The 25,056-nt window shown below is 70.9% G+C and carries 22 protein-coding genes; 10 read left to right on the top strand and 12 right to left on the bottom strand.

The window, feature by feature from the left end; genetic code table 11:
- Nucleotides 1-65 precede the first annotated feature (65 nt).
- The gene (locus tag ACOJV7_RS11140; RefSeq protein ID WP_420190213.1) at nt 66-1,073 is read left to right on the top strand and encodes a YihY/virulence factor BrkB family protein; all 1,008 of its coding nucleotides are present in this window, start codon (nt 66-68) and stop codon (nt 1,071-1,073) included.
- On the opposite strand, the gene ACOJV7_RS11145 is transcribed toward ACOJV7_RS11140, so the two are convergent.
- The 8 genes from ACOJV7_RS11145 to ACOJV7_RS11180 form a co-directional block, all read right to left on the bottom strand.
- A complete protein-coding gene (locus tag ACOJV7_RS11145; RefSeq protein ID WP_420190214.1) occupies nt 1,070-1,369 on the bottom strand; it encodes a phosphatase RsbU N-terminal domain-containing protein in 300 nt (99 codons plus the stop codon). The genes ACOJV7_RS11140 and ACOJV7_RS11145 overlap by 4 nt on opposite strands.
- A complete protein-coding gene (locus tag ACOJV7_RS11150) occupies nt 1,362-1,754 on the bottom strand; it encodes an STAS domain-containing protein (RefSeq protein WP_420190215.1) in 393 nt (130 codons plus the stop codon). Before ACOJV7_RS11150 ends, ACOJV7_RS11145 begins: the two co-directional genes overlap by 8 nt.
- Nucleotides 1,754-2,617, bottom strand: a complete 864-nt coding sequence (locus ACOJV7_RS11155; protein WP_420190216.1) for an STAS domain-containing protein — start codon at nt 2,615-2,617, stop codon at nt 1,754-1,756. The genes ACOJV7_RS11150 and ACOJV7_RS11155 overlap by 1 nt, the downstream gene beginning before the upstream one ends.
- A gap of 31 nt (nt 2,618-2,648) precedes the next feature.
- Nucleotides 2,649-3,731 (bottom strand): sigma-70 family RNA polymerase sigma factor, encoded by a 1,083-nt coding sequence (locus tag ACOJV7_RS11160; RefSeq protein ID WP_420190217.1) that lies wholly within the window; start codon nt 3,729-3,731, stop codon nt 2,649-2,651.
- 342 nt (nt 3,732-4,073) lie between these two features.
- Nucleotides 4,074-4,514, bottom strand: coding sequence for a hypothetical protein (locus tag ACOJV7_RS11165; protein ID WP_420190218.1), 441 nt, complete (start codon nt 4,512-4,514; stop codon nt 4,074-4,076).
- A 92-nt stretch (nt 4,515-4,606) separates the two neighbouring features.
- The gene (locus ACOJV7_RS11170) at nt 4,607-5,149 is read right to left on the bottom strand and encodes an ABC transporter substrate-binding protein (RefSeq protein ID WP_420190219.1); all 543 of its coding nucleotides are present in this window, start codon (nt 5,147-5,149) and stop codon (nt 4,607-4,609) included.
- A gap of 222 nt (nt 5,150-5,371) precedes the next feature.
- On the bottom strand, nt 5,372-8,983 hold the full coding sequence (locus ACOJV7_RS11175; protein WP_420190220.1) for a TM0106 family RecB-like putative nuclease: 3,612 nt from the start codon (nt 8,981-8,983) through the stop codon (nt 5,372-5,374).
- A gap of 136 nt (nt 8,984-9,119) precedes the next feature.
- Entirely contained in the window at nt 9,120-10,697 is a 1,578-nt protein-coding gene (locus ACOJV7_RS11180) for a dolichyl-phosphate-mannose--protein mannosyltransferase (protein ID WP_420190221.1), read from the bottom strand.
- Between the two features lie 51 nt (nt 10,698-10,748).
- On the opposite strand from ACOJV7_RS11180, the gene rsmI reads away from it, so the two are divergent.
- Nucleotides 10,749-11,597, top strand: a complete 849-nt coding sequence (gene rsmI / locus ACOJV7_RS11185; protein WP_420190222.1) for a 16S rRNA (cytidine(1402)-2'-O)-methyltransferase — start codon at nt 10,749-10,751, stop codon at nt 11,595-11,597.
- A gap of 144 nt (nt 11,598-11,741) precedes the next feature.
- Here the strand turns inward: rsmI and ACOJV7_RS11190 are convergent, their stop codons facing one another.
- Nucleotides 11,742-12,080: a TraR/DksA family transcriptional regulator gene (locus tag ACOJV7_RS11190; RefSeq protein WP_420190223.1), complete on the bottom strand. Its 339-nt coding sequence runs from the start codon at nt 12,078-12,080 to the stop codon at nt 11,742-11,744.
- Nucleotides 12,081-12,237: 157 nt separating this feature from the next.
- Between ACOJV7_RS11190 and ACOJV7_RS11195 the strand changes: the two genes are divergently transcribed.
- From ACOJV7_RS11195 to ACOJV7_RS11210, 4 genes are all read left to right on the top strand, one after another.
- Complete coding sequence (locus tag ACOJV7_RS11195) at nt 12,238-13,104, top strand: aldo/keto reductase (protein WP_420190224.1); 867 nt, start codon at nt 12,238-12,240, stop codon at nt 13,102-13,104.
- 149 nt (nt 13,105-13,253) lie between these two features.
- The gene (locus tag ACOJV7_RS11200; RefSeq protein WP_420190225.1) at nt 13,254-13,961 is read left to right on the top strand and encodes a succinate dehydrogenase cytochrome b subunit; all 708 of its coding nucleotides are present in this window, start codon (nt 13,254-13,256) and stop codon (nt 13,959-13,961) included.
- 14 nt (nt 13,962-13,975) lie between these two features.
- Nucleotides 13,976-16,000 carry a fumarate reductase/succinate dehydrogenase flavoprotein subunit gene (locus ACOJV7_RS11205; RefSeq protein ID WP_420190226.1) on the top strand — a complete coding sequence of 675 codons (2,025 nt, stop codon included), beginning with the start codon at nt 13,976-13,978 and terminating at the stop codon, nt 15,998-16,000.
- A gap of 11 nt (nt 16,001-16,011) precedes the next feature.
- The gene (locus ACOJV7_RS11210; RefSeq protein ID WP_420190227.1) at nt 16,012-16,755 is read left to right on the top strand and encodes a succinate dehydrogenase/fumarate reductase iron-sulfur subunit; all 744 of its coding nucleotides are present in this window, start codon (nt 16,012-16,014) and stop codon (nt 16,753-16,755) included.
- A gap of 117 nt (nt 16,756-16,872) precedes the next feature.
- Here ACOJV7_RS11210 and ACOJV7_RS11215 read toward each other — a convergent pair whose 3' ends face one another.
- Both ACOJV7_RS11215 and ACOJV7_RS11220 read right to left on the bottom strand, forming a co-directional pair.
- The gene (locus ACOJV7_RS11215) at nt 16,873-17,646 is read right to left on the bottom strand and encodes a CPBP family intramembrane glutamic endopeptidase (protein WP_420190228.1); all 774 of its coding nucleotides are present in this window, start codon (nt 17,644-17,646) and stop codon (nt 16,873-16,875) included.
- Nucleotides 17,647-17,694: 48 nt separating this feature from the next.
- Nucleotides 17,695-18,312: a DUF4126 domain-containing protein gene (locus ACOJV7_RS11220; protein WP_420190229.1), complete on the bottom strand. Its 618-nt coding sequence runs from the start codon at nt 18,310-18,312 to the stop codon at nt 17,695-17,697.
- Between the two features lie 166 nt (nt 18,313-18,478).
- Between ACOJV7_RS11220 and ACOJV7_RS11225 the strand changes: the two genes are divergently transcribed.
- On the top strand, nt 18,479-19,339 hold the full coding sequence (locus ACOJV7_RS11225; protein ID WP_420190230.1) for a glycerophosphodiester phosphodiesterase family protein: 861 nt from the start codon (nt 18,479-18,481) through the stop codon (nt 19,337-19,339).
- An 84-nt stretch (nt 19,340-19,423) separates the two neighbouring features.
- Here ACOJV7_RS11225 and ACOJV7_RS11230 read toward each other — a convergent pair whose 3' ends face one another.
- Nucleotides 19,424-20,593: an RtcB family protein gene (locus ACOJV7_RS11230; RefSeq protein WP_420190231.1), complete on the bottom strand. Its 1,170-nt coding sequence runs from the start codon at nt 20,591-20,593 to the stop codon at nt 19,424-19,426.
- Between the two features lie 183 nt (nt 20,594-20,776).
- On the opposite strand from ACOJV7_RS11230, the gene metG reads away from it, so the two are divergent.
- The 3 genes from metG (at nt 20,777) to ACOJV7_RS11245 (ending at nt 24,874) form a co-directional block, all read left to right on the top strand.
- On the top strand, nt 20,777-22,579 hold the full coding sequence (metG, locus tag ACOJV7_RS11235) for a methionine--tRNA ligase (RefSeq protein ID WP_420190232.1): 1,803 nt from the start codon (nt 20,777-20,779) through the stop codon (nt 22,577-22,579).
- The gene (locus ACOJV7_RS11240; protein WP_420190233.1) at nt 22,576-23,421 is read left to right on the top strand and encodes a TatD family hydrolase; all 846 of its coding nucleotides are present in this window, start codon (nt 22,576-22,578) and stop codon (nt 23,419-23,421) included. The genes metG and ACOJV7_RS11240 overlap by 4 nt, the downstream gene beginning before the upstream one ends.
- A gap of 298 nt (nt 23,422-23,719) precedes the next feature.
- On the top strand, nt 23,720-24,874 hold the full coding sequence (locus ACOJV7_RS11245) for a ubiquitin-like domain-containing protein (protein ID WP_420190234.1): 1,155 nt from the start codon (nt 23,720-23,722) through the stop codon (nt 24,872-24,874).
- Nucleotides 24,875-25,056 lie beyond the last annotated feature (182 nt).

Consider the following 25,056-nt stretch of genomic DNA (forward strand, 5'->3'; position numbering starts at 1 on the left):
GGGCCGGAGGCTCCGGTCCGCCCTGCCCGCACTGCCCGCCCGCTCGCATGTGATCGAATGCGCGAGTGGGCGTCGTCGACTCGCTGGACCGCTTCCAGCGCAAGCACCCCGTCGTGGGCTATCCGCTCGCGGTCGTCTACAAGTTCTTCGACGACCAGGCCGGCTACCTCGTGGGGCTCATGGCCTACTACGCCTTCCTCTCCTTCTTCCCGCTGCTGCTCATCTTCACGACGGTGCTCGGCTTCGTGCTGTCGAGCTACCCCGACCTGCAGCAGCGCGTGCTCGACTCGGCCATGTCCGAGATCCCGGTCATGGGAGAGCAGCTCGGACAGCCGAGGTCGCTGCGTGGCAGTGCGACCGGAATCGTCGTCAGCGGCGTCGTCGCGCTCTACGGTGGGCTCGGCGTCGGTCAGGCGTTCCAGTACGCGATGAACACGGTGTGGGGGGTCCCGCGCAACGCGCGTCCCAACCCCTTCCACGCCCGCGGGCGCAGCTTCCTGCTCCTGCTGACGATCCTGCTCTTCGTCATCATCACCACGACGATCACCATCGTCAGCGCCCGTGCGATCAGCACCTACCCTTTGCTCACCCGTGCCGTCGTCACGGTGGCGACGTTCTTGGGGACGGCTCTGGCCTTCGGTCTCGGGATGCGCCGTGCGGTGGCGCTCGAGCTCAGTCTCCGGCAGGTGTCGGTCGGTGCCGTCGGCGCCGCGCTCACCTGGCAGGGACTGCAGACCTACGGTGTGGGTTTCGTGGAGCGGGCGATGAGCTCGACGTCCACGACCAACGGTGTCTTCGGACTCGTCATCGGTCTCTTCGCGTTCTTCCACCTCGCCGCCCTCGGCACGATCCTCTTCGCGGAGGCCGACGTCGTGCGGGCCCGGACGCTCTATCCCCGGGCCCTGCTCACGCCGTTCACCGACGACGTCGACCTCACCGACGGAGACCGCCGCGCCTATGCTCAGCAGGCCCGGATCGGGCGCTTCAAGCAGTACCAGCAGATCGACGTCGACTTCGAGCGCCCGCTCGACCCGCCGGTGCCGGACGACGGGCCGGGCTCGGTCCGGCGCTAGGCGCGCTCGTCCTCCGCACGGATGCCGCGCTGCACCATGTCGAGGGTCGCCAGCACCTCGCGGAGGAACTCCGCCGCAGCAGCGACGACCTCCTGCGTCCGGTCCTCACGCAGGTCGGCGAGGACCTCGGCGAGGACGACGTGGTGGATGTCGACGAGGTCCAGCGGGCTGGTGCCACGGTCGACCGCCGACCTTCCGAGCTCGTAGCCGAGCGTGAGTGCAGCCTCACTGCGCTGCGGGAGGTAGCGCTGGAACGCCACGCGGTAGTCCCTCGTGAGATCCTCGACCTCACCCACCGCTCGGCTCCCTTCGCGTCCCACCCCGTATGCCGGCCAGGTAGGCGAGACCTTCCTCGAGGTCGAGGGCCGTCGTGACGCCGGCCAGTCCCATGCCGAGGCTCACCATCGCGAAGGCGACGTCGGGCTGGATGCCGACGATGACGGTGTGCGCACCACGCAGGCGCGCGATGTCGGCGATGGACCGCAGGGTGTTGGCGGCGAAGCTGTCGATGACGTCGAGAGCCGCGACGTCGATGATGACGCCTCGTGCCCTGTACTGACCGATCTGCTCGACGAGGTCCTGCTGGAAGCGCACCATCTCCGCGTCGTCCAGGGCAGTGTGGACCGACGCGACGAGGATGCCCCCCTGTCGCAGGATCGAGACGAGTGCCGGTCCGGACATCACGAGCCGTCCGTCACCTCCTTGCGCGACACGTGGTAGCCGAGCAGGCGCTCGGCCTCCTCGAGCCCGCCCTGCAGGTCGCCGATGGTGTTCATCTTGCTGAGGTCGACGCCGATCGTGACGAGCGTCTGCGCGATCGTCGGGGAGAGGCCCGTGATGATGACGCTCGCTCCCATGAGTCGGGACGCGTCGACGGTCTGGACGAGGTGGTTCGCCACCGTCTGGTCGACGTCGGGGGCACCGGTGATGTCGATGACGACGACCTTGGCCCGGTGCGTGCGGATGCCACTGAGGAGCTGGACGGTGAGCTGCTTGGCGCGCTCGCTGTCGAGGACCCCGATGATCGGGAGGATGAGCAGCCGTTCGCGCACGGGCAGCACCGGGGTCGACAGCTCGCGGATCGCGTCCTGCTGCTGCCGGATGACACGCTCCCGCTCGTCGACGAAGCTCACCGCGACCGTGTTGGCGATGCGGTTGGCCGCCGGCTCGTAGGCGTCGAGGACGTGGTTGAGCAGGGCGACGTCGCCCTGGTACTTCTCGAAGAGCGAGCGGGCGAGCACGTCGCGCAGCAGGAGCACGATGCCGACGACCTCGTGCGTCTCGACTCCCCGGGGGATGATGCGCTCGGACAGGTCGCGGGCGTAGTGCTGCAGGGCCTCGACGCTGCCGGTCTCGAGGACCTCGACGTAGTTGTCGTAGACCGACGTCGTCTCGGCGGCCATCTCCTGCGGCGTCATGGCCTCGAGGAGGTGCGCGTCGCGGATGCGTCCGACCCACGCGTCTCGCAGGGTCGCGCGATGCTCCCTCAGGTGTGCCACGAGCTGCGGCAGCAGCTGCTGTGCCTCGACGGAGACCTCACTCATGGTCGGCTCGTCCTGTTCGGGGTCGTTCATCTCATGCCTTCCGCTCGAACCACTTGGTCATCGTCACAGTCGTGCCCTGGCCGCGGACCGACTCCAGGGCGAACTCGTCCATCAGCCGCCGCGCGCCGGGGAGCCCCAGGCCGAGGCCGTTGTAGGTGCTGAACCCGTCGCGCAGGGCCTCGTCGACGTCGGGGATGCCGGGCCCGGTGTCGCGAGCGACGACCCGTATGCCGGCCCGTGGGCGTTCGACGAGCTCGATGGTCACCTCACCGTCGCCGGCGAAGCGGACGATGTTGCGAGCCACCTCCGACACGGCCGTGGCGAGCACCGTGAGGTCGGTGCCCGTCACCCCCGCCGCAGCGGCGAGCTCTCTCGCGGCCTGTCGCGCCGCGACGATGTCGGGGTCGCTGCTGATCGGGACGTGCACCTCATCAGCGCGTGGAGCCGTTCGTCCGAGCAGCGGCTCGCTCAGCCGCGCGCAGGTCGGGCACTCGAGGAGGTGACGAGGCGCGTCGAGCTCGCGCTGCCGGCGCCGGTCCGCCGAGGAGAGCGCGAGCAGGACCGGACGGCAGCGGTCGGTGGGCGGCTCGACGCCCTCGAGGACGAGGAGGTACTCGACCCGCAGACGGGCGCGAGTCCGGGCGAGCTGGGCCGCCACCGCGCCGGCCGAGCTGCCGCTCGCCTCGCCCAGCCCCTTCGTGGAGCGACCGCTCACCTCGTGGGCCAGCAGCAGCTCGCGCTCGCGGCCGGAGAGGCGCGAAAGCGCCTCGGTCATCGCCGACCTCTCCTCCGAGGCGACGACGAACTCCTCGCCGTCCTCCGGTTGGCTGGGGTCGTGGACGCGGTGCTGGTTGCGGGAGTCGGTATCGTCGCGACGCCACATCGAGGCCATGACGTTGCGCACGGTGCGGATCGCGTAGGCCTCGAGGGTCCGCGGCTCGACCCGGTCCTGGGCGGCGAGGACCCGGGTCACCGCCTCCTGCACCACGTCCTCGGCGGCGGGGTGGTCGCCCATCTTGGCTCCGACGATGCGCCGAAGCATCGGCAGGAGTGCCTCGACGTCGATGTCATGGCTCCCCTCCGACGGCTCGGGCAACGCCTCGGCTGGGCTCACGCGTGTGACCCTACGCTTCGCGACGTCCCGTCAGGGGCTCTCACCTGCGGTGACGTCATTCGCTCCTTCAGCCGCGAGATGGTCGAGCAGCGGGCTGGCGTCCAGCGGCGGCTCGTAACCGGGCGGGGGAGGGGTCTCCCGCGGCAGTGGCTGCTCGAAGCCGTCGTCGCTGCGGTTCAGGAGGGGCTGGGGCACGTGAGGTCCTGTCCTTGGGGGAGGCGGTGGTCCGGGACGGGTCGCCCACGCGCCGGTGCGCGCCGCTCCTGCCCGCCCACACCTCGAGGTGATGGAGGGCTTGGACGAGGACGAGCACGAGGAGCGGGCTCGTCAGGAAGAGGAGCTTCACGGTGTCGGGCGCGGGCCCCGGTGTCGAAGCTCTGCGGGCACGCCCGCACGTCGGTCCGAGCGCGCACGGCCGAGGGTGAGCTGTGGGTCCACGGCGAAGGCCTCGACCTGCACCTCGAGGCCCATGAGGCTGAGACGGGTCGACCGGACCACCGGCCGGAGGCCGCCATCGCACGGCACGAGGTCCGCCGGCACCGTGGCCCGCCGGCTGTCGATGCCGATGAACGTACCGTCGGGTTCGCGAAGCTCGGCGACGAAGACGCCGGTGACGAAGGCACCCGACGGGACGAGGACGAGTCGCTGCACACGCAGGTGCCCCTCGACGCTCGCGTGGCGCCCGAGCGGCGTGCGGAAGGTACCGGTGAACGGCGCGTCCTCGAAATGGCCGAGCTCGGGAACATCCGAGCGGGGCCTGGGTCGGAAGGCGATCACGGTCATCGCACGCCTCCAGGGGTGGTCGTCTGTGTGGGTGCGGTGGCGCCGGAGGGACGTCCGGCGCCACCGCGGTAGAAGGGTTGCGCTCGGTCCGGTCAGAGACCGAGGCCGGTGAGCAGGCGGTTGAGCAGGGCCGCGATCCCGTTGAGGGCGCCCCCCGGACCATCGAGCAGGCCGGCGACGGCGCAGAGCAGGTTGCCGAGCAGGTTGCCGGCACCCGGGACAGCGGTGATGTCGAGCGAGACCGGGGACAGGTCGATGACGAGACCCAGCAGGTCCAGGTTGAGCGGGCCCAGGTCGAGGTTGAGGATGCTGCACCCGCCGGGGCCAGCGGCGGCGATGTCCTGGATCGGCGCGGTGAAGGTCGTGCCGCCGGTGGGTAGGCCGGTGCCGGTGATCGTTCCGGAGAGCTGCACGACGCCGTTGACGACGCTCGTGGTGAGGTTGCTCAGAGCGCCGGTGAAGGCGCTGCCATCGGGCAGCGTGCCGGTGACGGGCAGGGTGGTGGCGGCCGGCTGGGCGGCAGCCACGGCCTTGGAGGTCGGCGCAGCACTGGCCGCGGCAACTCCGGGGCCGGCGCCGAGGGCACCGACGAGGAGGACCGCGGTCCCGGTTCCGACGAGCTTGGACTTCAACATGACGTTCTCCTTCGTGGGGCGCCTGTGGGCCCCGTGGCGTTGGTTCCGTCCGTGGCGGGGAGGGCGACGTCGCGCCATCTCCCGCTCACACCGATGAAGACGCCACCGCCCCCGAGGCATGACGCGCCCCGGCTTCACCTCCCGGGCCGTGCGTGGCCGAAATGTGGGGGAACGAGCGGGTGAGGGGCTCCGCTCAGGAGGAAAAGTCCGTGCAGTCCCGCGTCATGCGGAGGGGGTCAGCGCGTCCGGGTGCAGAAGCCGCTGCGAGACCGCACGCTCACAGAGCCCGAGGAACGCGCCGAGGGCGATGAGCTCGTCCGGCGTGCGCGGCGCAAAGTCCGTGAGCACGCTCGAACGGACGAGGTATGCCGCGTGCTTGGCTCGCGAGACCGCGACGTTGAGCCGGTGCCGGTCGAGGAGGAACCCGATGCCTCGCGGCACGTCCGCGTGCGCGGAGGCCGCCATGGACACGATGGCGACGGGTGCCTCGCGGCCCTGGAACTTGTCCACCGTTCCTACCGAGACGTCCTCGAAGCCCGCCGCGTCGAGCGCCGAGCGGAGCGTGCCCACCTGGGCGTTGTATGGGGTGATCACGAGGATGTCGCCCTGACCGAGAGGACGCGGGTCCTCGTCCGGCGAGGTCTGCCACGACAGTCCCACGTGGTCGCGGACGATGCCGACGACGACGTCGGCCTCCTCGGGGGACCACTGCGCGCGGTCCCGATGCGCGACGAGGCGCACGTGCAACCCCGGCTCGATGCCCTCGAGGGTTCGCTTGGCCGTGCGATCCTCGTGCGAGAGCAGACGACCCTCGTAGGCCAGCCGCGAGACCGGCTCGGTGAGGGCCGGGTGCATGCGCCACGTCGTCTCGAGGAAGTAGCCGTGGGTGGCGGGCAGGACCCGCTCGTCCTCGCGTTCGGCCCGGATCACCCACCCGAGGGCTGAGTCGTCGACCGGCTCCGGGTGCGTGCCCTGCGAGACCTGCGGCAGCTGCTGCGGGTCGCCGAGGAGCAGCAGCCGGTCGGCGGACTCCGAAACCGCGAGGGTCTTGGCCAAGGAGTACTGGCCGGCCTCGTCGATGACGAGCAGGTCGAGCTGGCCCGGCTGGACCCGCTTGGGGTTGGTGAGGTCCCAGGCCGTGCCGCCGATGACGTAGCCGCCCTCCTGCTCGGCGGTGAACCCCGCGAGGTCGTCGGCCGAGGCGAGGTCGGTCCACGGCGGGTCCACCCGCTCCTTCGTCATCTTCGCCACCTGCTCGGGCGCCACACCGGCCTCGACGACGGCCGCGAGGACGTTCTCGATCGCAGCGTGCGACTGGGCGCAGACACCCACGCGCCACCCATGCTCACGCACGAGGCGGGCGATGACCTGCGAGGCGACGTAGGTCTTCCCGGTGCCCGGCGGGCCCTGGACCGACAGGGCGGACCGGTCGAGGTCGAGCAGGGCGGCCTCGATGGCCCGGACGTGGCGGTCGTCGCCCTCACCGACCGCGGGCAGCGACCCGCCGGACCGGAGGCGGGGCGGACGGCGCAGCAGCACGTCGACGCCGGCGCCCGCGGGCAGGTCGGGCAGTGACGACTGGACGCGGCGGGCGAGGCGCTCGAGCGCGGCGTCGATGTTGGTGGTGCGGACGATGCCGCTCGGCACGAGCGCCACCGGGACGCAGTCGTGCTCGTCGCCCTCCTTCGGCATGAGCTCCTCGAGGGTGAGGACCTGGTGCACGTGCCCGTTGGGGGCGACGACGTCCTCGGCCGCGAGGACGCGCACGGTCGCCGACGACTTCGCGTTGAGGTGGCCGGGCAGGACCTCGACCCCGAGCGGGGGAGGGCAGCCGTAGACCGCCGAGACCTCGGACCCTGGACCGAGGAGGACGCCGCCCATCGGCTCCCCCTTCACGACGATGGTCCGCCGGGGCCGCTGGCGCGGGGTGTCGCGTCGCCACGGCTCGTGCACCTCGCTGCTCTCGACGACGAAAACGCCGGGGTCGGACATCCACTCCGTGACGGGCAGGCGGAGCCGGTCGAAGTGCTTCCACCAGAACGGCTTGTCCTCACGGGCGTGGAAGAGGAGCGTCGCGGCGACCATGGCCACGGTCTGCTGCTCGGGCGTCCGGTCCTGCGGCTTGACGCCGTCGACCGTCGCCCTGAGCAGGCGCTCGAGGTCGAGCAGCGCGAGCCGGGAGTCGCTGGGGACCTGGGTGTCGACATGGGGGAGGGATCCGTCGCCGGTGAGCGGTGCGGCGGTGGCCCCGTTGGCGGAGCCGGAGCTCGCCTCGGTCTCGGCCCGGCGCTCGAGGAGCCAGTTGCGCAGCAACAGCGTCGAGACGCAGTCCTCCTCGTTGTAGTCGGCGATGTCGCGGATCTCGCGGTCGGCCGTGGCGTGGTCGTCCATCTCGGTGGCGAGGACGTAGCGGTGGTAGGCCACGATCGAGTCGTCGCCCTTGGCCACGCCCGCGGTGCGCGAGCCCATGTAGAGCGGCTCGAGCTTCTTGATCGAGTAGGAGCGCTGCGAGACACGGATGGCTGAGCGCACCACGGCATACAGGTCGACGAAGACGCCGTCGCGCAGGAACTGGTCGATGTCGTCCTCGCAGACGCCATGGCGGGCGGCCAGGCGGAGCAGAGCGGACTTCTCGTAGGGGGCGTAGTGGTAGACGTGCAGGTCCGGCCAACGACGCCGGCGCTCGTGGAGGTAGGCGACGAAGTCGACGAGGGCCTGCTTCTCCTGCTCGCGGTCGTGCGCCCAGAACGTGACGAAACGGGGCTTCTCGCCTGCCTCGACGTCGACACCGTCGACCTCGACGAGCCCGAAGAGGTACTCGAGGCCCCAGTCGGTGGAACCGCGTTCGCGCCAGAGGGGGTCGCCCTCGAAGTCGAAGAAGACGTCGCCCTCGCTCGGCGCCGGCATCGACTGGAGCGCCGCCGCCGACACGACCTCGGCGACGACCCGGCCCTGCGGGTCGGCCTCCTGGACGAGCTGGAGCCGCGCCTGCTCGCGCAGGCGCGTGAGGGTGGACTCGCGCACGTCCGGGACCGGCTCGGTGCGGACGGCGAGGTCGTCGATCGTCGACACCCCGGCCTCGAGGAGACGGCGGCGCTGGGGGAGGCGCACGCCCGCCACGAGGAGGACGTCCCGCGCCGCCTCGGCCTCGGCCTCGCAGACCTCGCAGCGTCCGCAGGCGAGCCAGCGGGCATCGCCCCACTCCGCCGCTCCACCGTCGGCCCGGTGCTCGGCGAGCACCTCGTCGAGGCGGGTGCGCCGGGCGGCGTGCACGGGAAGGATGTCGTCGAGCAGGTGGTCGGTGCTCTGGCCGCTGCCGAGGACGAGCCGGGCCACGGGCGCGGTCTCGATGCCCGCGGAACGCAGCTGCGCGGCATACGCGGCGATCTGGAGGAGCGCGGGGACGGAGGCGTGGCGCGCGAGCTTGGTGTCGCAGACGAGCCAGCCCTCGGGCGTGCGCTCGAGGAAGTCGGCGTGACCGACGAGGCCGCCGTCGAAGAACGTGGCCTGGAAGACGACGTCGGTGTCGTCACCGCGCAGGGTGGCGATCGTCGTGTCGTGCGCGTCGGTGAGTGACGCGAGGTCGTAGGCCGGTCGCGGGAACTGACGCACGCGCCCCGGGTGGGCTGCGGAGAGACGAAGCAGCTCCTGCCGCTCGTGGGCGTCGCCGAGCTCCTTGAGCCGCTCGAGCATCGCCTCGTCGGCCGTCTGCGGCCGTGGCGCGCGGTCCAGCGTGACGTCGAGCTCGCGGACGAGGGCGAACTCGCACTGGGAGGCCAGGCGCAGGTCGCTCGGGCTGAGGACGAGCCGCCCGTCGTCACGAAGGAGGAACATGGCTCCACGATAGGGACGGCCACCGACACGTCCTCGGAGGCGCGAGCCATCCGGAGGGAAGCTGGCGGCCACCGGAGGCGAAGGTCTTCTCCGGACCGGCAACCTTCCCTCATGGGGAGCGAAAGGTGGGGCGCGCTCAGATCCAGGAGCGGAACCACATGAGCCGCAGCCAGTTGTCGTAGGGAACGACCTGCGCGGTGTAGATCGGGTAGAACCACGCGAAGAGCCCGATCGTCACGACGAGGTAGGCGCCGACGACGACGGCGCCGAGGCGCCGCCGCTCCCGCGACGCCGACCGCCCACCGAGCACGAGCCCGATGCAGAAGACGAGCCCGAGGACGACCCAAGGCTCGAACGCCACGGTGTAGAACGCGTAGATGGTCCGGTGCTGGTAGAGGAACCACGGCCCGTAGCCGGCGAGCACTCCGGCCAGCACCGCGCCGGCCCGCCAGTCCCGGCGCGCGACCCAGAAGAACGCACACACGAGCAGCGCCACGATGCCGACCCACCACACCGACACGGTGCCGATCGTGTGCACCGCCTGCGAGCACGACTCCACCGTGCACGACCCCTCGCCGGCCTTCGTCCCCTTGTAGAAGAACGACGTCGGACGGGCCTGGACCATCCACCCCCACGGGTTCGACGAGTAGGAGTGCGGCGTCGACAACGTGGTGTTGAACGCCCACATGTCCTGGTGGTACTTCACCCAGTTGCGCAGCACCGCCGGCAGCCAGGTGATCCCCTCGCCGGGGTGGAACGTGTCCCACTGCCGGTGGTAGCCGTTGCTCGAGAGGAACCACCCCGACCACGACACGACATAGGTGACGGCCGAGGTCACGACGAGCTGCACCGCGGCATACGGGCCGTCCTTCAGCACGCCCTCGCGCCACCACGGACGGATCCCGACCGCGCGTCGTGCGCCCATGTCCCAGAAGACCGTCATGAGCCCGAAGACCGCGAGGAAAAACAAGCCCGACCACTTCGTCGAGACGCACAGTCCGAGCGAGAGCCCAGCGAGCCAGCGCCACGGCCGCAGTCCCAGCCACGGCCCGGAGGAGAAGCCGTGTATGCCGGCCCACGCAGAGCGTGGGACCCGCGGCTGGGCGCCGCCCCACGTCGCCAGCCGCTCGCGTGCCTTGTCGCGGTCGACGACGAGCGCGGCGAACCCGGCGAGCGCGAAGAACGACACGACCATGTCGAGGATGCCGGTGCGCGACATCGCGACGTGGGTGCCCTCGACGGCGAGCAGCAGCGACGCGGTGCAGCCGAGCAGCGTGGAGCCGAACATCCGCCTGGCGACGCGACCGATCACGAGGATCGACAGCGTACCGAGCGCAGCGACGGCGAAGCGCCAGCCGAACGAGCTCGTCGGCCCGAAGATCCACTCGCCGGCGCCGATGAGCCACTTGCCCACCGGAGGGTGGACGACCATGTCGCCCTGGTCGCTGAAGACGTTCGTGTTGCCCGCGTTCCAGAGCTTGTCGGCGTCCTCGTTCTTGCCCTGGACGCGCAGCTCGACGCCGTGCTGGATGAGCGACCAGCCCTGCTTGACGTAGTAGGTCTCGTCGAAGACCAGCGAGTGCGGCCGGTCGAGGTGCCAGAACCGGAGGAACCCGCCGACCGCCGCGATGAGCAGCGGCCCGACCCAGCCCCAGAGGGTGTCGGTGGGTCGAGTCCCGAGCAGGCGGGCGCGCAGCTCGTCGGTCCGGGTCACCGGCACATCGTAGGCACCGGCGGCTGTGCGCACCCGTGGGAGGATCGCGACATGACTGCCACCGCGCCCGGGGAGGGTCTGCTCGTCCTGGCAGCCACCCCCATCGGCGACCCGCGCGACGCCGCGCCGCGCCTCGCCGACGAGCTCGCCGCCGCCGACGTCATCGCCGCCGAGGACACCCGCCGGCTGCGCCGCCTCTGCCAGGCGCTCGACGTCAACCCGCCCGGCTCCGTCGTCAGCTACCACGAGCACAACGAGGCGTCGCGGACCGCGGACCTCGTCGAGAGACTTCGCGAGGGCGCTCGCGTCCTCGTCGTCACCGACGCCGGTATGCCGTCCGTCTCCGACCCGGGCTACCGCCTCGTCTCGGCTGCCATCGGCATCGACGTCCGGGTGACGTGCGTTCCGGGACCGTCGGCGGTGCTCATGGCGCTCGCGGTCTCGGGGCTGCCGGTCGACCGGTTCTGCTTCGAGGGGTTCCTGCCGCGCAAGGGCGGCGAGCGCGTGCGGGCCCTGCGGGCGCTCGCTGCCGAGCACCGGACGATGGTCTTCTTCGAGGCGCCGCACCGCATCGCGAAGTCGCTCGCCGACATGGAGGCGGTCTTCGGTGGCGACCGCCGGGCCGCCGTGTGTCGTGAGCTGACGAAGACCTACGAGGAGGTCCGGCGGGGCTCGCTCATCGAGCTCGTCGCGTGGGCCGACGACGGCGTCAAGGGCGAGATCACGGTCGTCGTCGCCGGAGCGGATGTCGCCATCGGTGACCTCGACAGCCAGCTCCTGGGGGTCCTCGACCGGGTGGCCGCGGGGGAGCGGCTCAAGGACGTGTGCGCCGACGTCGCCTCGGCGACGGGCCTGTCAAAGAAGGCGCTCTACGACGCCGCGCTGGCCGCCCAACGCTGACGTCGCTCCGATGTGACCGGTGCGCGAACCAAACCTCCTGAGGCCGTCGAGACAGCACGACATGCCGCGTTCGGTCGGGCCCCCCGGCGGGTCGTGCAATCTCGACTGGAGACCGCCGGCGTGGCTGCTTGGGTCCTGCCGCCCTCAGCGGGGAGGGCAGGTGACACAGGTCCTCGCCGTCGGCCGGGCGTCGAGGCGCGCGGCCGCGATCTCACCGCCGCACCGCTCGCACCTGCCGTAGGTGCCGTCGTCCACCCGGGCCAGCGCGGCGTCGACCTCGTCGAGGTGCGCGCGTGCCTGCTGCGCCAGGGCGTCGACCTGCGAGCGCTCGAAGGCGATCGTCGCGCCTTCGGGGTCGTGCTCGTCGTCCGCGTTGCTGTCGCGCGACGCCTCGACGATCCGGTCGAAGTCGCCCGTGAGCGCAGCCAGCCGGTCGAGGGTCACCCGACGGTCGTCCTCGAGCGCGTCGCGGGTTCCCACCATGTCTCCAGCGTGGCACCCGCCGCCGACAGCGTCAGAAAGGCAGCCGCCACAGGGCAGGCGACCCGCGGCCCGTACGTAGGGGAGCGCCCGACGCGGCCGCCGAGGTCGGTCGGTGCCGACGGCCCTCGTGTCGGCCGCGCTCGTTAGGTTGGAGGACATGCAGACACGAGCACTCGGCACCACGCAGGTCGGCGCGATCGGCCTCGGCCTCATGACCTTCGACCAGACCGGCAGCCAGCCCCGCCAGCAGCTGCTCGACACCGTCACCGCTGCGCTCGACGCGGGGGTGACCCTCTTCGACACCGCTGACGCCTACGGTCCCGGTGACGAGAAGGGAGTCGACGCCCAGGGGGAGAACGAGCGGCTCATCGCCTCGATCCTCGACGAGCTCGGCGTCCGCGACCGGGTCCTGCTCGCGACCAAGGGCGGCCACGTCCGCACCGACGGCGGCGGCTGGGACACCGACAGCTCGCCCGAGCACCTGCACCGCGCCGTCGACGCGAGCCTCCAGCGGCTCGGGGTCGAGCAGCTCGCGCTCTGGCAGCACCACCGCCCCGACCCGAAGGTGCCGTACGACGACGTCATCGGCACCCTCAAGGAGGTCGCGGACGGCGGCAAGGTGGCCGCGGTCGGGCTGTCCAACGCGAACCCCGAGCAGATCCGTGCGGCGCACACCGTCCTCGGTGACGCGCTCGTCAGCGTGCAGAACCAGTTCAGCCCGGCCTTCCGCAGCAGCCGCCCCGAGATCGACGTCTGCGAGGAGCTCGGCCTGGCCTTCCTCCCGTGGAGCCCGCTCGGCGGTCTCGGCGACGCCAAGGACCTCGCCGAGAAGTACCCCGCCTTCGCCGAGGTCGCGCGCGAGCACGGGGTGAGCGCGCAGCAGGTCGCGCTCGCGTGGGAGCTCGCGCAGTCGCCGGTCGTCATCCCCATTCCGGGTGCCAAGCGTCCGCAGTCGGTCACCGACTCCGCGGCCGCCGCCGATCTCGAGCTCACCGACGAGGAGCTGGCCCGGCTCGACGGGTGAACGGAGCGGGAGGTGACCGCGGAGCGAGAGGCGGGCGCGGTCCCGCGGTCTGCGTGAGCCGGCATACCGCTGGGTAACGTGCCAATCTCACACCGGGGTTAGGTCTCCCTGAGCAGGTGCGGTGTCAGGGGGCGGGGTACCTTTCGTCCATGCCCACGACGACGCTCTCCCCGCGCGGGACCACGGCGCGGAGCACGACGATCGCGCTCAAGCTGCTCATGGCAGTGACCGGCCTGGTCTTCGTCGGATACCTCCTGCTCCACATGTACGGAAACCTCAAGGCGCTCTGGGGAGAGGAGGCGTTCAACTCCTACGCGGAGCACCTGCGGACCTTCGGTGAGCCGATGCTCCCCTACGGCGGTCTGCTGTGGGTCGTGCGCGTGGTTCTCATCCTCTCGCTCGTCGGCCACGTGTATGCCGCCTACGCCCTCTGGAGCCGGGCGGGCTCGGCGCGTCGCACGAAGTACGCGGCCGTCAAGAGTGCCGCGACCTCGCAGTGGATGCGCTGGGGCGGGACGTTCCTCCTTCTCTTCGTCGTGTGGCACCTTCTGCACTTCACGATCGTCAAGATCTCGCCGAACGCCGACAAGCAGGGCATCGACGTCACGGCCAACCCGTTCAAGCTCGTCGTCGCGAGCTTCGAGGTGTGGTGGATGGTCCTCATCTATGTCGCCGCGATGGTCGCCCTCTTCATGCACCTGCTCCACGGCGTCTATAGCGCGATGCAGACGCTGGGCTGGACCGGGACCCCGAAGGCGCGGGCGCGGGCCCGCACGGCCGGGCTCGTCGTCGCCCTGGTCGTCGTCGTCGGCTTTCTCATCCCGCCGCTGTCCATCGCATTCGGCCTGATCGACTGAAGGTGTCGCTGACCATGTTCTCCAGCTCCAAGCTCGTCCACGGCCTCTACAGCGAGGGTGCGCCCATCGCCGACCACAAGGCGCCCGCCGGCCCCATCGAGCAGAAGTGGACCCGGCGCAAGTTCGAGGCCTCGCTCGTCAACCCGGCCAACCGCCGCAAGATGTCCGTCATCATCGTGGGGACCGGGCTCGCCGGTGGGGCAGCCGCCGCGACCCTCGGTGAGGCCGGCTACCACGTGAAGTCCTTCTGCTTCCAGGACTCCCCGCGCCGCGCACACTCGATCGCCGCGCAGGGCGGCATCAACGCCGCGAAGAACTACAAGGAGGACGGCGACTCCGTCCAGCGCCTCTTCTACGACACGGTCAAGGGCGGCGACTACCGCTCGCGCGAGACCAACGTCTACCGCCTCGCCGAGGTGAGCGCGAACATCATCGACCAGTGCGTCGCGCAGGGCGTCCCCTTCGCCCGCGAGTACGGCGGCCTCCTCGACAACCGCTCCTTCGGTGGCGTCCAGGTGTCGCGCACCTTCTATGCGCGCGGCCAGACGGGGCAGCAGCTCCTCATCGGCGCCTACCAGGCCCTCGAGCGCCAGGTCGCCGCCGGGACGGTGGAGCAGTTCACCCGTCACGAGATGCTCGAGGTCATTCTCGACGGCGAGGGTGCGGACCGCCGCGCACGCGGCATCATCGTGCGGGACCTCGTCTCGGGCGAGATCGAGACCCACCTGGCGGACGCGGTCGTCCTCGCCTCCGGCGGCTACGGCAACGTCTTCTTCCTCTCCACCAACGCGATGGGCTCCAACGTCACCGCGACGTGGCGTGCGCACCGCAAGGGCGCCTACTTCGGCAACCCCTGCTACACGCAGATCCACCCGACGTGCATCCCGGTCTCCGGCGAGCACCAGTCCAAGCTCACGCTCATGTCCGAGTCGCTGCGCAACGACGGCCGCATCTGGGTGCCCAAGAACCGCGAGGACTGCGACAAGGACCCGCGCGAGATCAAGGAGGAGGACCGCGACTACTACCTGGAGCGGATCTACCCCTCGTTCGGCAACCTCGTCCCCCGCGACATCGCCTCGCGCCAGGCCAAGAACGTCTGCGACGAGGGTCGCGGCGTCGGCCCGGTCGTCGGCGACTTCCGCCGCGGCGTCTACCTCGACTTCGCCGACGCCATCTCGCGCCTCGGCGAGGACGCGGTGCGTGCGAAGTACGGCAACCTCTTCGACATGTACGCCCGGATCACGGGCGAGGACCCCTACCAGACGCCGATGCGGATCTACCCCGCCGTGCACTACACGATGGGTGGTCTCTGGGTCGACTACGACCTGCAGTCCTCGATCCCCGGCCTCTTCGTCACCGGTGAGGCGAACTTCTCCGACCACGGAGCCAACCGCCTCGGTGCCTCCGCCCTCATGCAGGGCCTCGCCGACGGCTACTTCGTCCTCCCCAACACGATCCGCGACTACCTCGCCAAGGCGCCGAAGCTCGACCTCACCGAGGAGAGCCCCGCGGTCGTCGAGGCCCGCCGGGCCGTCGAGGAGCGTACGCAGCGCCTCCTCGCCATCAACGGTGAGCGCTCCGTCGACAGCTTCCACCGCGAGCTCGGCAACATCATGTGGGAGTACTGCGGCATGGAGCGGAGCGAGGAGGGCCTGCTCAAGGCCATCGACCTCATCCGCGGCCTGCGTGCCGAGTTCTGGCGCAACGTGCGGGTCCTCGGTGCCGCCGACACGCTCAACCAGTCGCTCGAGAAGGCCGGCCGGGTCGCAGACTTCCTCGAGCTCGGCGAGCTCATGTGCATCGACGCCCTGCACCGCCGGGAGTCCTGCGGTGGCCACTTCCGGGCCGAGAGCCAGACCGAGGACGGCGAGGCCCTGCGCCACGACGACGAGTTCGCCTACGTCGCCGCGTGGGAGTTCTCCCCGTCCGACACCGAGGGCGAGGAGTCGTCCTTCGGCGCCGGCATGGGCGCCCCGGTCCTCCACAAGGAAGACCTCGTGTACGAGTTCATCGAACTGAAGCAGCGGAGCTACAAGTAATGAGTGGCCTCATGAACCTGACCCTCAAGATCTGGCGCCAGTCCGGAGCCGACGACAAGGGGCGGCTCGTCACCTACCAGGTGTCGGACATCAGCCCCGACATGTCCTTCCTCGAGATGCTCGACGTCCTCAACGAGGAGCTCAACGCCAAGGGCGAGGAGCCGATCGCGTTCGACAGCGACTGTCGCGAGGGCATCTGCGGCATGTGCGGCCTCATGATCTCCGGCCACGCCCACGGCCCCGAGCGGACGACGACGTGCCAGTTGCACATGCGCTCGTTCAAGGACGGCGAGACGATCACCGTCGAGCCGTGGCGCGCCGAGGCGTTCCCGGTCGTGCGCGACCTCGTCGTCGACCGTGGTGCGCTCGACCGGATGATCCAGGCCGGCGGCTTCATCTCGGCCAACACCGGCTCGGCCCCGGACGCGCACGCGACCCCGGTCCCCAAGGACAACGCCGACCGCGCCTTCATGGCCGCCGAGTGCATCGGCTGCGGCGCCTGCGTCGCGGCCTGCCCCAACGCCAGCGGCATGCTCTTCCTGGGTGCCAAGGTCACCCACCTCGGCGAGCTGCCGCAGGGTCAGCCCGAGCGCGACGCCCGCGTCGTCTCGATGGTCAACCAGCACGACCACGAGGGCTTCGGCGGCTGCACGAACATCGGCGCCTGCTCGCAGGCCTGCCCCAAGGGCATCCCGCAGGACGTCATCAGCCAGCTCAACCTGGACCTGCGCACCGCGCTCCGGCACGGCCGCTGAGCCCCCGCGCCTCGCCCTGTCGAGGCAGCACGACACGCCGTTCCCGTATGCCGGGTGCGGCGTGTCGTGCTCTCTCGACCTTCGCGTCGAGCCGGGACCGGCCGCCCTGTCGTCCGCTCAGAGCCAGCCGACGTGGTCCTTGAGGAGGGCGTAGCCGACGAAGGCGACGACGTCGAGCACGGTGTGCGCGACGACGAGCGGACCGACCCGCTTCGTCCGGGTGTAGAGCCACCCGAAGACGAGGCCCATGGCGACGTTGCCGACGAACCCGCCGAACCCCTGGTAGAGGTGGTAGGCGCCGCGAATGACGGCCGACAGCACGACGATCCGCCACGTCGACCACCCCGCCTGCGCCCAGCGGGTGAAGAGGTAGCCGACCATGACGACCTCCTCGAGCACCGCGTTCTGGGCGGCGGCGAGGACGAGCACGGGCACCGCCCACCACGTCTCCGCGAGATTCGCGGCGGCGATGGTGGTGTTGAGGTCGAGGGCGCGCGCGACGGCATATAGGGCCAGTCCGGGGAGGCCGATGAGCGCCGCGAGACCGAGTCCGCGCACGAGGTCCCGCGCCGGCTGAGTCGCGTCCCAGCCGATCGCGAAGCGGGCGCGTGCCTCCCCGCGCGAGAGCAGGTGGAGCGCCAGGAGGACGGGCACGAGGGCGAGGCCGATGCCGGCGAGCTGGTGCACGAGGTCGAGCCACGGGCGGTCCGGCGTCACCGACGAGTTCATCGCCGTCGTCTGCGAGCCCAGTGGCTTGCCGGCGGTGAGCTTGCGGGCGAGCGAGAGGGCGCTCCAGACCGCCGACGCGCCGAGCGAGACGCCGAGTACGAGCCAGGTCTCGCTGAGGAGGTCGCGCCGACCGAGCGCGCGCTGTTGGACGAGAGCCTCCATGCAGCGCAGCCTATGCAGCCGACGTGGACGCCCGCTGGAAGGACGGTGTCAGGCCCGTGGGTATGCCGTGTGCGGCCCGACCCGGGTCTCCCTCCGCCTGCGCCAGCGGCGGACCTTGAGCCAGAGCCACACGAGCAGCCACGCGAGCGCGACGAGCGCGACGATGACGAGGACCGGGATGAAGATCGCGACGAGGGAGAGCCCGAGGGAGGCGCCGTCCTCGGCCGTCGAGACGACGGGGGCGCCTGCGCCGAGGGTGCCGGCGTTGATGGCCGGCCGGGCCGCCATCTTGCCCGAGTGCACGAGACCGGAGACGACGATGCCGAGGACGACGCCGACCCACGGGTTGTCGGCCATCCACGTCGACCTGTCGAGGTCCTCGGCCGCCGTCGTCGCGGCGAAGATGAGCCCACCCATGCTCGGGCGGACGAAGGTCTGGATCGCGTCGTTGACGGTGTCGACCGCGGGGATCTTGTCGAGGACGAGCTCGGTGAGCAGGAGGACGGCACCGACCGCGATGGCCCACGGCGACTCGATCCACTCGCAGCCCGAGGGCAGCGTGATGACGTCGCTGAACCGCGCGACGAGGGCGACGATCATGAACGGGATGTAGGCGTTGAGGCCCGCCGCGGCGGACAGCCCCATGCCGGTGAGTGCGGCGAGCATTCGTCGACCTCCTCGTCGTGGGCGCGGCGGTGCCGCGCTGTCGAGGTCATGTCTACTCGATGCCGGAAGGCCACCGGCCCGTCACGCACAAGCCACCCGGGGACGCGAGGGTCGAGGCGGCCGTGAGCACACGGCACCAGAACCCCCGGAACCCAGGAGCTTCCCGATGACCCGGACCATCCCGGTCGTGCAGGCCCTCGCGACGTTGGTCGTCGCCCTCGGCCTCAGCCTCGCGCCCGCGCCGGCCGCCACCGCGGCACCCCGACCCGACGTCGCCAACATCGCCCACCGCGGCTCGTCCGGAGCAGCGCCGGAGAACACGATCGCCGCCGTGCGCCTCGCCCTCGCACAGGGCGCCGACGTCGTGGAGAACGACATCCAGCGCACCAAGGACGGCGAGCTGGTGATCCTGCACGACGCGAGCCTCGCCCGGACGACCGACGTCGAGGAGGTGTTCCCGGGGCGTCCGTCGTACGACGTCGTGCACTTCACGCTGGCCGAGGTCAAGCAGCTCGACGCCGGCTCGTGGTTCGCGCCGCAGTTCGCGGGCGAGCAGGTGCCGACGCTGCGCGAGTGGGTCGAGGCCGTCGGCCACCGCGCGGGCATGCTCATGGAGGCCAAGCTGCCGGAGCGCTACCCCGGGATCGAGCAGGACATCGACAAGGAGCTGCGCGACCTCGGTGAGTTCCAGCGCGCGGTCCGCGCTGGCCGCGTCACGATGCAGTCGTTCAACCACGTGTGGCTGCGGGCCTACGCCGACCTCGCTCCCGACGTGCCGGTCGGACTGCTCTTCGGGACCCGGCCGACCGAGGTCGACCTCACCCTCGCGGCGACCTGGGCCGACCAGGTCAACCCGGCGCTCGGGGTGGTGCAGGAGTCCGACATCGCACGGATCCACGAGCTCGGGCTCGAGGCGCACGTGTGGACGGTCAACGGGGGCGCCGACATGCACCGTGCCATCCGGTGGGGTGTCGACGGCGTCATCACGAACTACCCGCAGGTGCTCGAGGACGTCCTTCGCGGCTGAGCGCCGCTGTCGAGCAGCCCTGTTCGCACGTATGCCGTGTGGTCCCGCCAAGGGGGACCACACGGCATACGTGGTGGGCCCGGGTCAGTCGCCCTTGACGTTGACGACCTGCCGCAGGGTGTGCCGGACCTCGACGAGGTCGACGGCGTCGGCCATCACCTGGTCGATGTCCTTGTAGGCCGCGGGGATCTCGTCGAGGAAGGCGTCGGTGTCCCGGTACTCGATGCCCGCCATCGCCTCCCGGAGCTGCTCCCTCGAGAAGGTCCGCCGCGCCCGGCTCCGCGAGAACTGCCGCCCGGCTCCGTGCGGTGCCGAGTTGAGCGACATGGCGTTGCCGAGGCCGGAGACGACGTAGGACCGGGTGCCCATCGATCCCGGGATGAGCCCGAGCTGGCCCTCCCGCGCCTCGATCGCGCCCTTCCGCGACACCCACAGCTCCTTGCCCCAGTGGGTCTCCCGCTGGGTGAAGTTGTGGTGGCAGTTGACCCGCTGCCGCTCGTCCACCGGCGTTCCGACGAACTCGCCGAGCTGCCGGAGGACCCGGTCCATCATCTCGTCCCGGTTGAGCGCGGCGTAGTGCTGCGCCCATGTGAGCTCCCGGATGTAGGCCCAGAACTCGTCCGTGCCCTCGACGAGGTAGGCGAGGTCCCGGTCGGGCAGGGCGACCCAGTAGCGCTCCATGAGCTGGCGAGCGACCGCGATGTGGTGCTGCGCGATCTTGTTGCCGACGCCCCGGGAACCGGAGTGCAGGAAGGCCCAGACCCGGTCCTCCTCATCGAGGCTCACCTCGATGAAGTGGTTGCCCGACCCGAGCGAGCCGAGCTGCTCCCGCCACCGGCCGGCCCGGTGGTCCGGGTCGAACTCGGCCGCCACGGCCTTGCTCTCGAGGTCGGCGACCCGCGGCTCGGCCGTCGCGACGACCTTCCGGTTCGCGGCGCCCGCCGAGAGCGGCACGGCGCGCTCGATGGCCTCGCGCAGGGGAGCCAGCGACCGGCCGGCGAGGTCCTCCGCGCGGAGCTGGGTCAGGACGGCGACCATCCCGCAGCCGATGTCGACGCCGACCGCGGCCGGGATGACCGACCGGTCGGTGGGGATGACCGAGCCCACCGTGGCGCCGAGGCCGAGGTGGGCGTCCGGCATCAGGGCGACGTGCGGGAAGACGAAGGGCAGCTCGGAGGTGCGCTGCGCCTGCTCCAGGGTCGAGCTCTCGAGGACAGTGGCCCAGTTCAGGAGCCGAGGGGTGATCTGCTTCATCGCGCACCTCCTGGATGCGTATGGGTGGCGCCCGCGCCGGGTGGAGCGGGCCGCCGAGAAGGGTTGCAGGTCCGGCGGTCCGGGGGCGAGCGAATAACCGCGGAGGGGGCGGACGGCATACGAGCGGCGTTCGCGGCACGGAGGGCGCGGAACCCGCTTGCACGCGGCGCCTAGGATTCACGGGTGACCAAGATCCTCAGCGCTGTCGCCTGGCCGTATGCCAACGGTCCGCGCCACCTCGGCCACGTGGCCGGGTTCGGTGTGCCCTCCGACGTCTTCAGCCGCTACATGCGGATGGCCGGGCACGACGTCCTCATGGTGAGCGGCAGTGACGAGCACGGCACCCCGATCCTCGTCCTCGCCGACAAGGAGGGCGTGACGCCGCAGGAGTTCGTCGACCGCAACCACGCGGTCATCGCGAAGGAGCTCGCCGACCTCGGCTGCTCCTACGACCTCTACACCCGCACGACGACCGCCAACCACGAGCACGTCGTGCAGGAGATGTTCAGCCGCTGCCTCGACAACGGCTACTTCGTCGTCCAGCAGCAGCTCGTCGCACTCGAGCCCAGCACCGGCCGCACCCTGCCCGACCGCTACATCGAGGGCACCTGCCCGATCTGCGGCTACGAGGAGGCGCGCGGAGACCAGTGCGACAACTGTGGCAACCAGCTCGAGCCGAGCGACCTCAAGAACCCGCGGAGCAAGGTCACCGGCGCGACGCCGGAGTTCACCGAGACCGACCACTACTTCCTCGACCTGCCGGCGCTCGCCGACGCCCTGCGCTCGTGGCTCGGGGGACGTGAGGCGAGCGGAACGTGGCGTCCCAACGTCATCAAGTTCAGCCTCAACATCCTCGACGACATCCGCCCGCGCGCGATGACCCGCGACATCGACTGGGGCATCCCGCTGCCGGGCGAGCTCGCCGAGCGCTATCCCGGCAAGCGGCTCTACGTCTGGTTCGACGCGGTCATCGGCTACCTCTCCGCGTCGATCGAGTGGGCGCGGCGCATCGGCGACGACGACCGCTGGCGCGAGTGGTGGAACTCCGAGGACGCCCGGTCCTACTACTTCATGGGCAAGGACAACATCACCTTCCACTCGCAGATCTGGCCGGCCGAGCTCCTCGCGTATGCCGGCCGCGGCAGCAAGGGTGGCGAGCCGGGCACCTTCGGGGAGCTCGAGCTGCCGACCGAGGTCGTGAGCAGCGAGTACCTCACGATGGAGGGCAAGCAGTTCTCGACCTCGCGCAACTACGTCATCGGCATCCGCGAGGTGCTCGAGCGCTACGGCCCCGACCCGATCCGCTACTTCATCTGCGCCGCGGGGCCGGAGAACGCCGACAGCAACTTCACCTGGGCCGAGTTCGTGCAGCGCAACAACTCCGAGCTCGTGGCGGGCTGGGGCAACCTCGTCAACCGCACGGGCGCGATGATCGCCAAGAACTTCGGCGAGATCCCGGAGCCCGGCGCCTTGGAGCCCGTCGACGAGGCGGTGCGGGCGGCGACCCTCGCGGCCTTCGACACCGTCGGCGACCTCCTCGCCCGACAGCGGGTCAAGGCGGCCGTCGCCGAGGCGATGCGTGCCGTCGGTGACGTCAACAAGTACGTCTCCGACACCGAGCCGTTCAAGCTCAAGGGCGAGGACCAGCGCGAGCGGCTCGCGACCGTGCTGCACACGCTCATCCAGTGCGTGAGCGACCTCAACACGATCCTGGCGCCCTTCCTCCCGCACGCCTCGAACCGGGTGCACGCCTTCATCGGCGGTGAGGGCGAGTTCACGCCGATGCCGGTGGTCGAGGTGGTCTCCGGCCTCGACGAGGACAGCGACCGGACCTATCCCGTCATCACCGGCGAGTACACCTCGACGCCGCGGTGGGAGTCGCGCCCGGTTCCCGTGGGTGCCCCCATCGCCAAGCCGACGGGCGTCTTCGCCAAGCTCGACGAGTCCGTCGTCGAGGAGGAGCTCGAGCGGCTCCAGCAGTCGTGAGCACCCCGACGCGGTCGGCGGTCCCCGATCTCCCGGACCCGCTGCCGATCGCGGTCGTCGACAACCACACCCACCTCGACATCGAGCGCGAGGGCGTGGCCGTCGACGTCGCCGACCTCGTCGCGAAGGCGAAGGCGGTCGGGGTCGACCGGCTCGTCCAGATCGGGTGCGACCTGCCGGCCGCGCGCCAGACCGTCGTCATGGTGGACACGTATCCCGAGATGCTCGGTGGCGTCGCCCTGCACCCCAACGAGGTGCCCGGTCTCGCCGCGAGCGGCAGTCTCGACACGGCATACGCGGAGATCGAGGAGCTGGCCCGGCACCCGCGGATCCGGGTCGTGGGGGAGACCGGCCTCGACTACTACCGGACGGGGCCCGAGGGGCAGGGCGTGCAGCAGGACAGCTTCCGCTGGCACATCGACCTCGCGAAGCGTCTCGGCAAGGCGCTGCAGATCCACGACCGTGACGCCCACGCCGACGTCATGCGGGTCCTCGAGGAGGAGGGTGCGCCGGATTCGACTGTGCTGCACTGTTTCTCGGGTGACCTGCCAATGGCGCAGCAGTGCGCGGAGCGGGGCTACTACCTGTCGTTCGCCGGGACGGTGACCTTCAAGAACGCGCACGGGCTGCGCGACGCGCTCTCGGTGACGCCGCTCGACCGGCTGCTCGTCGAGACCGACGCGCCCTACCTCACGCCCCACCCCCACCGGGGCGCAGTCAACGCCCCCCACCTCGTGCCGCTCACGGTCCGCGCGATGGCCGCGACGCTCGGTGTCGCCGTGCCGACGCTGTGCGAGGCGTTGTCGGCGAACTCCGAGCGGGTCTACGGCCCCTGGTCCTGAGCGGACCTCGCACGGCGCGAGCCGACGCGGACCACAGGAGCCACAGGAGCCACTTCCGCGACACTCGTGGTGCAGGTCACCGTTATCGAAATTTGACCTTTGCCCCGATTCTCGGGAGGGTGTTCGGGTTGGCCGGAGCTGGGCTCCGGGCGAAGACAGGGGCGAGGACGCCGGATTGAACCCCGTGCGCACCTCGCTCACCTGTTGTCGGGACCCTTCCCCTGTGGGGCCCCGCGCGTCTCCCCTGAGGACGTGTCGCCCCTCCCGGTGTCCGGAGAGTTCGACCCCTGGAGCCCTCTTGATCTCTCGTCCCCTGCGCCTTGCCGCCCAAGGTGCTGCCGCCCTGACCGTCGCCGCCGGATCGTTCGGCGTCGCCCACCTCGACAAGGCAGTGGCCCTCTCTGTCGACGGTTCGTCCTCGTCCCTGCACGTCTTCGGCTCGACCGTCGGGGACGCCCTCGACAAGAAGGGCATCGAGCTCGGTGAGCACGACGAGGTCACCCCCTCGGTCGGCACGCCCATCTCGGACGGGGACAAGATCTCGGTCCGCTACGGCCGCAAGCTCACCGTCACCGTGGACGGCGTCGCCAAGGAGTACTGGACGACGGCCACCACGGTCGACGCCGCCCTGCGCGACCTCGGCATCCGCGCCGGCAGCAACGCCAAGCTCTCGGCGTCGCGCTCGCAGCCGATCGGCCGCCAGGGCCTGTCCCTGACCGTGTCGAACCCCCGCTCCGTGACGATCACGATCGACAAGCGCACCCTGCCGCGCACCACGTCGGCGGCCACCGTCGCGGACGCCCTGCGCGAGGTCGGCGCCACGACCGACGCCGACGACCGCATCTCGCCGGCTCCGACGACCCCGCTCCGCGACGGCCTCGTCATCGCGGTGCAGCGCGTCTCGCAGCAGAAGCTCACGACGACGCAGCGGATCGCGCACGCGACGACGACCAGGAAGGACGCCTCGCTGCTCGAGGGCACCCGCAAGGTGCTCACCAAGGGCAAGGACGGCTCGCGCTCGTTCCAGGTGCTCCGCACCCTCGTCGACGGCAAGCCTGCCGGCGACAAGATCCTCTCGCGCACCGTCACCGCCACCCCGGTGACCGAGGTCGTGGCCGTGGGGACCAAGGAGAAGCCCGCGCCCGCCCCGTCGACGAGCACGACGACCGCCACGCCTGACGCCGGCAACACCTCCGGCGCGGGCATCAACCTCGCGAACGCCGCGATGTGGGACCGCATCGCCGAGTGCGAGTCCGGTGGCAACTGGTCGATCAACACCGGCAACGGCTACTACGGCGGCCTCCAGTTCGACATCCGGACCTGGCTCGGTGCCGGCGGTGGCGACTTCGCCTCCCGCGCCGACCTGGCCTCGCGCGCCGAGCAGATCACCGTCGCCAACCGCGTCTACGCCGACCGCGGCCTCCAGCCGTGGGGCTGCGCGCACGCCGCCTGACGATCGTGTGACCGGTACCCGACCGTGGTCGGGTGCCCACCGCCTGACGTCCGTCGGGCACGCCGCCCGACCGCCGTCGGGCGCACCGACTGAGGCCGGACCCTGTGTGAGAGGGTCCGGCCTCAGCCGTGTCCGGTCCGCGCGAGCGCGTGCACGCCGAGCGGTCCAGCGGCCGTAGGGTG

The sequence above is a fragment of the Knoellia tibetensis genome, from assembly GCF_048606415.1.
Lineage (GTDB): Bacteria > Actinomycetota > Actinomycetes > Actinomycetales > Dermatophilaceae > Knoellia > Knoellia tibetensis.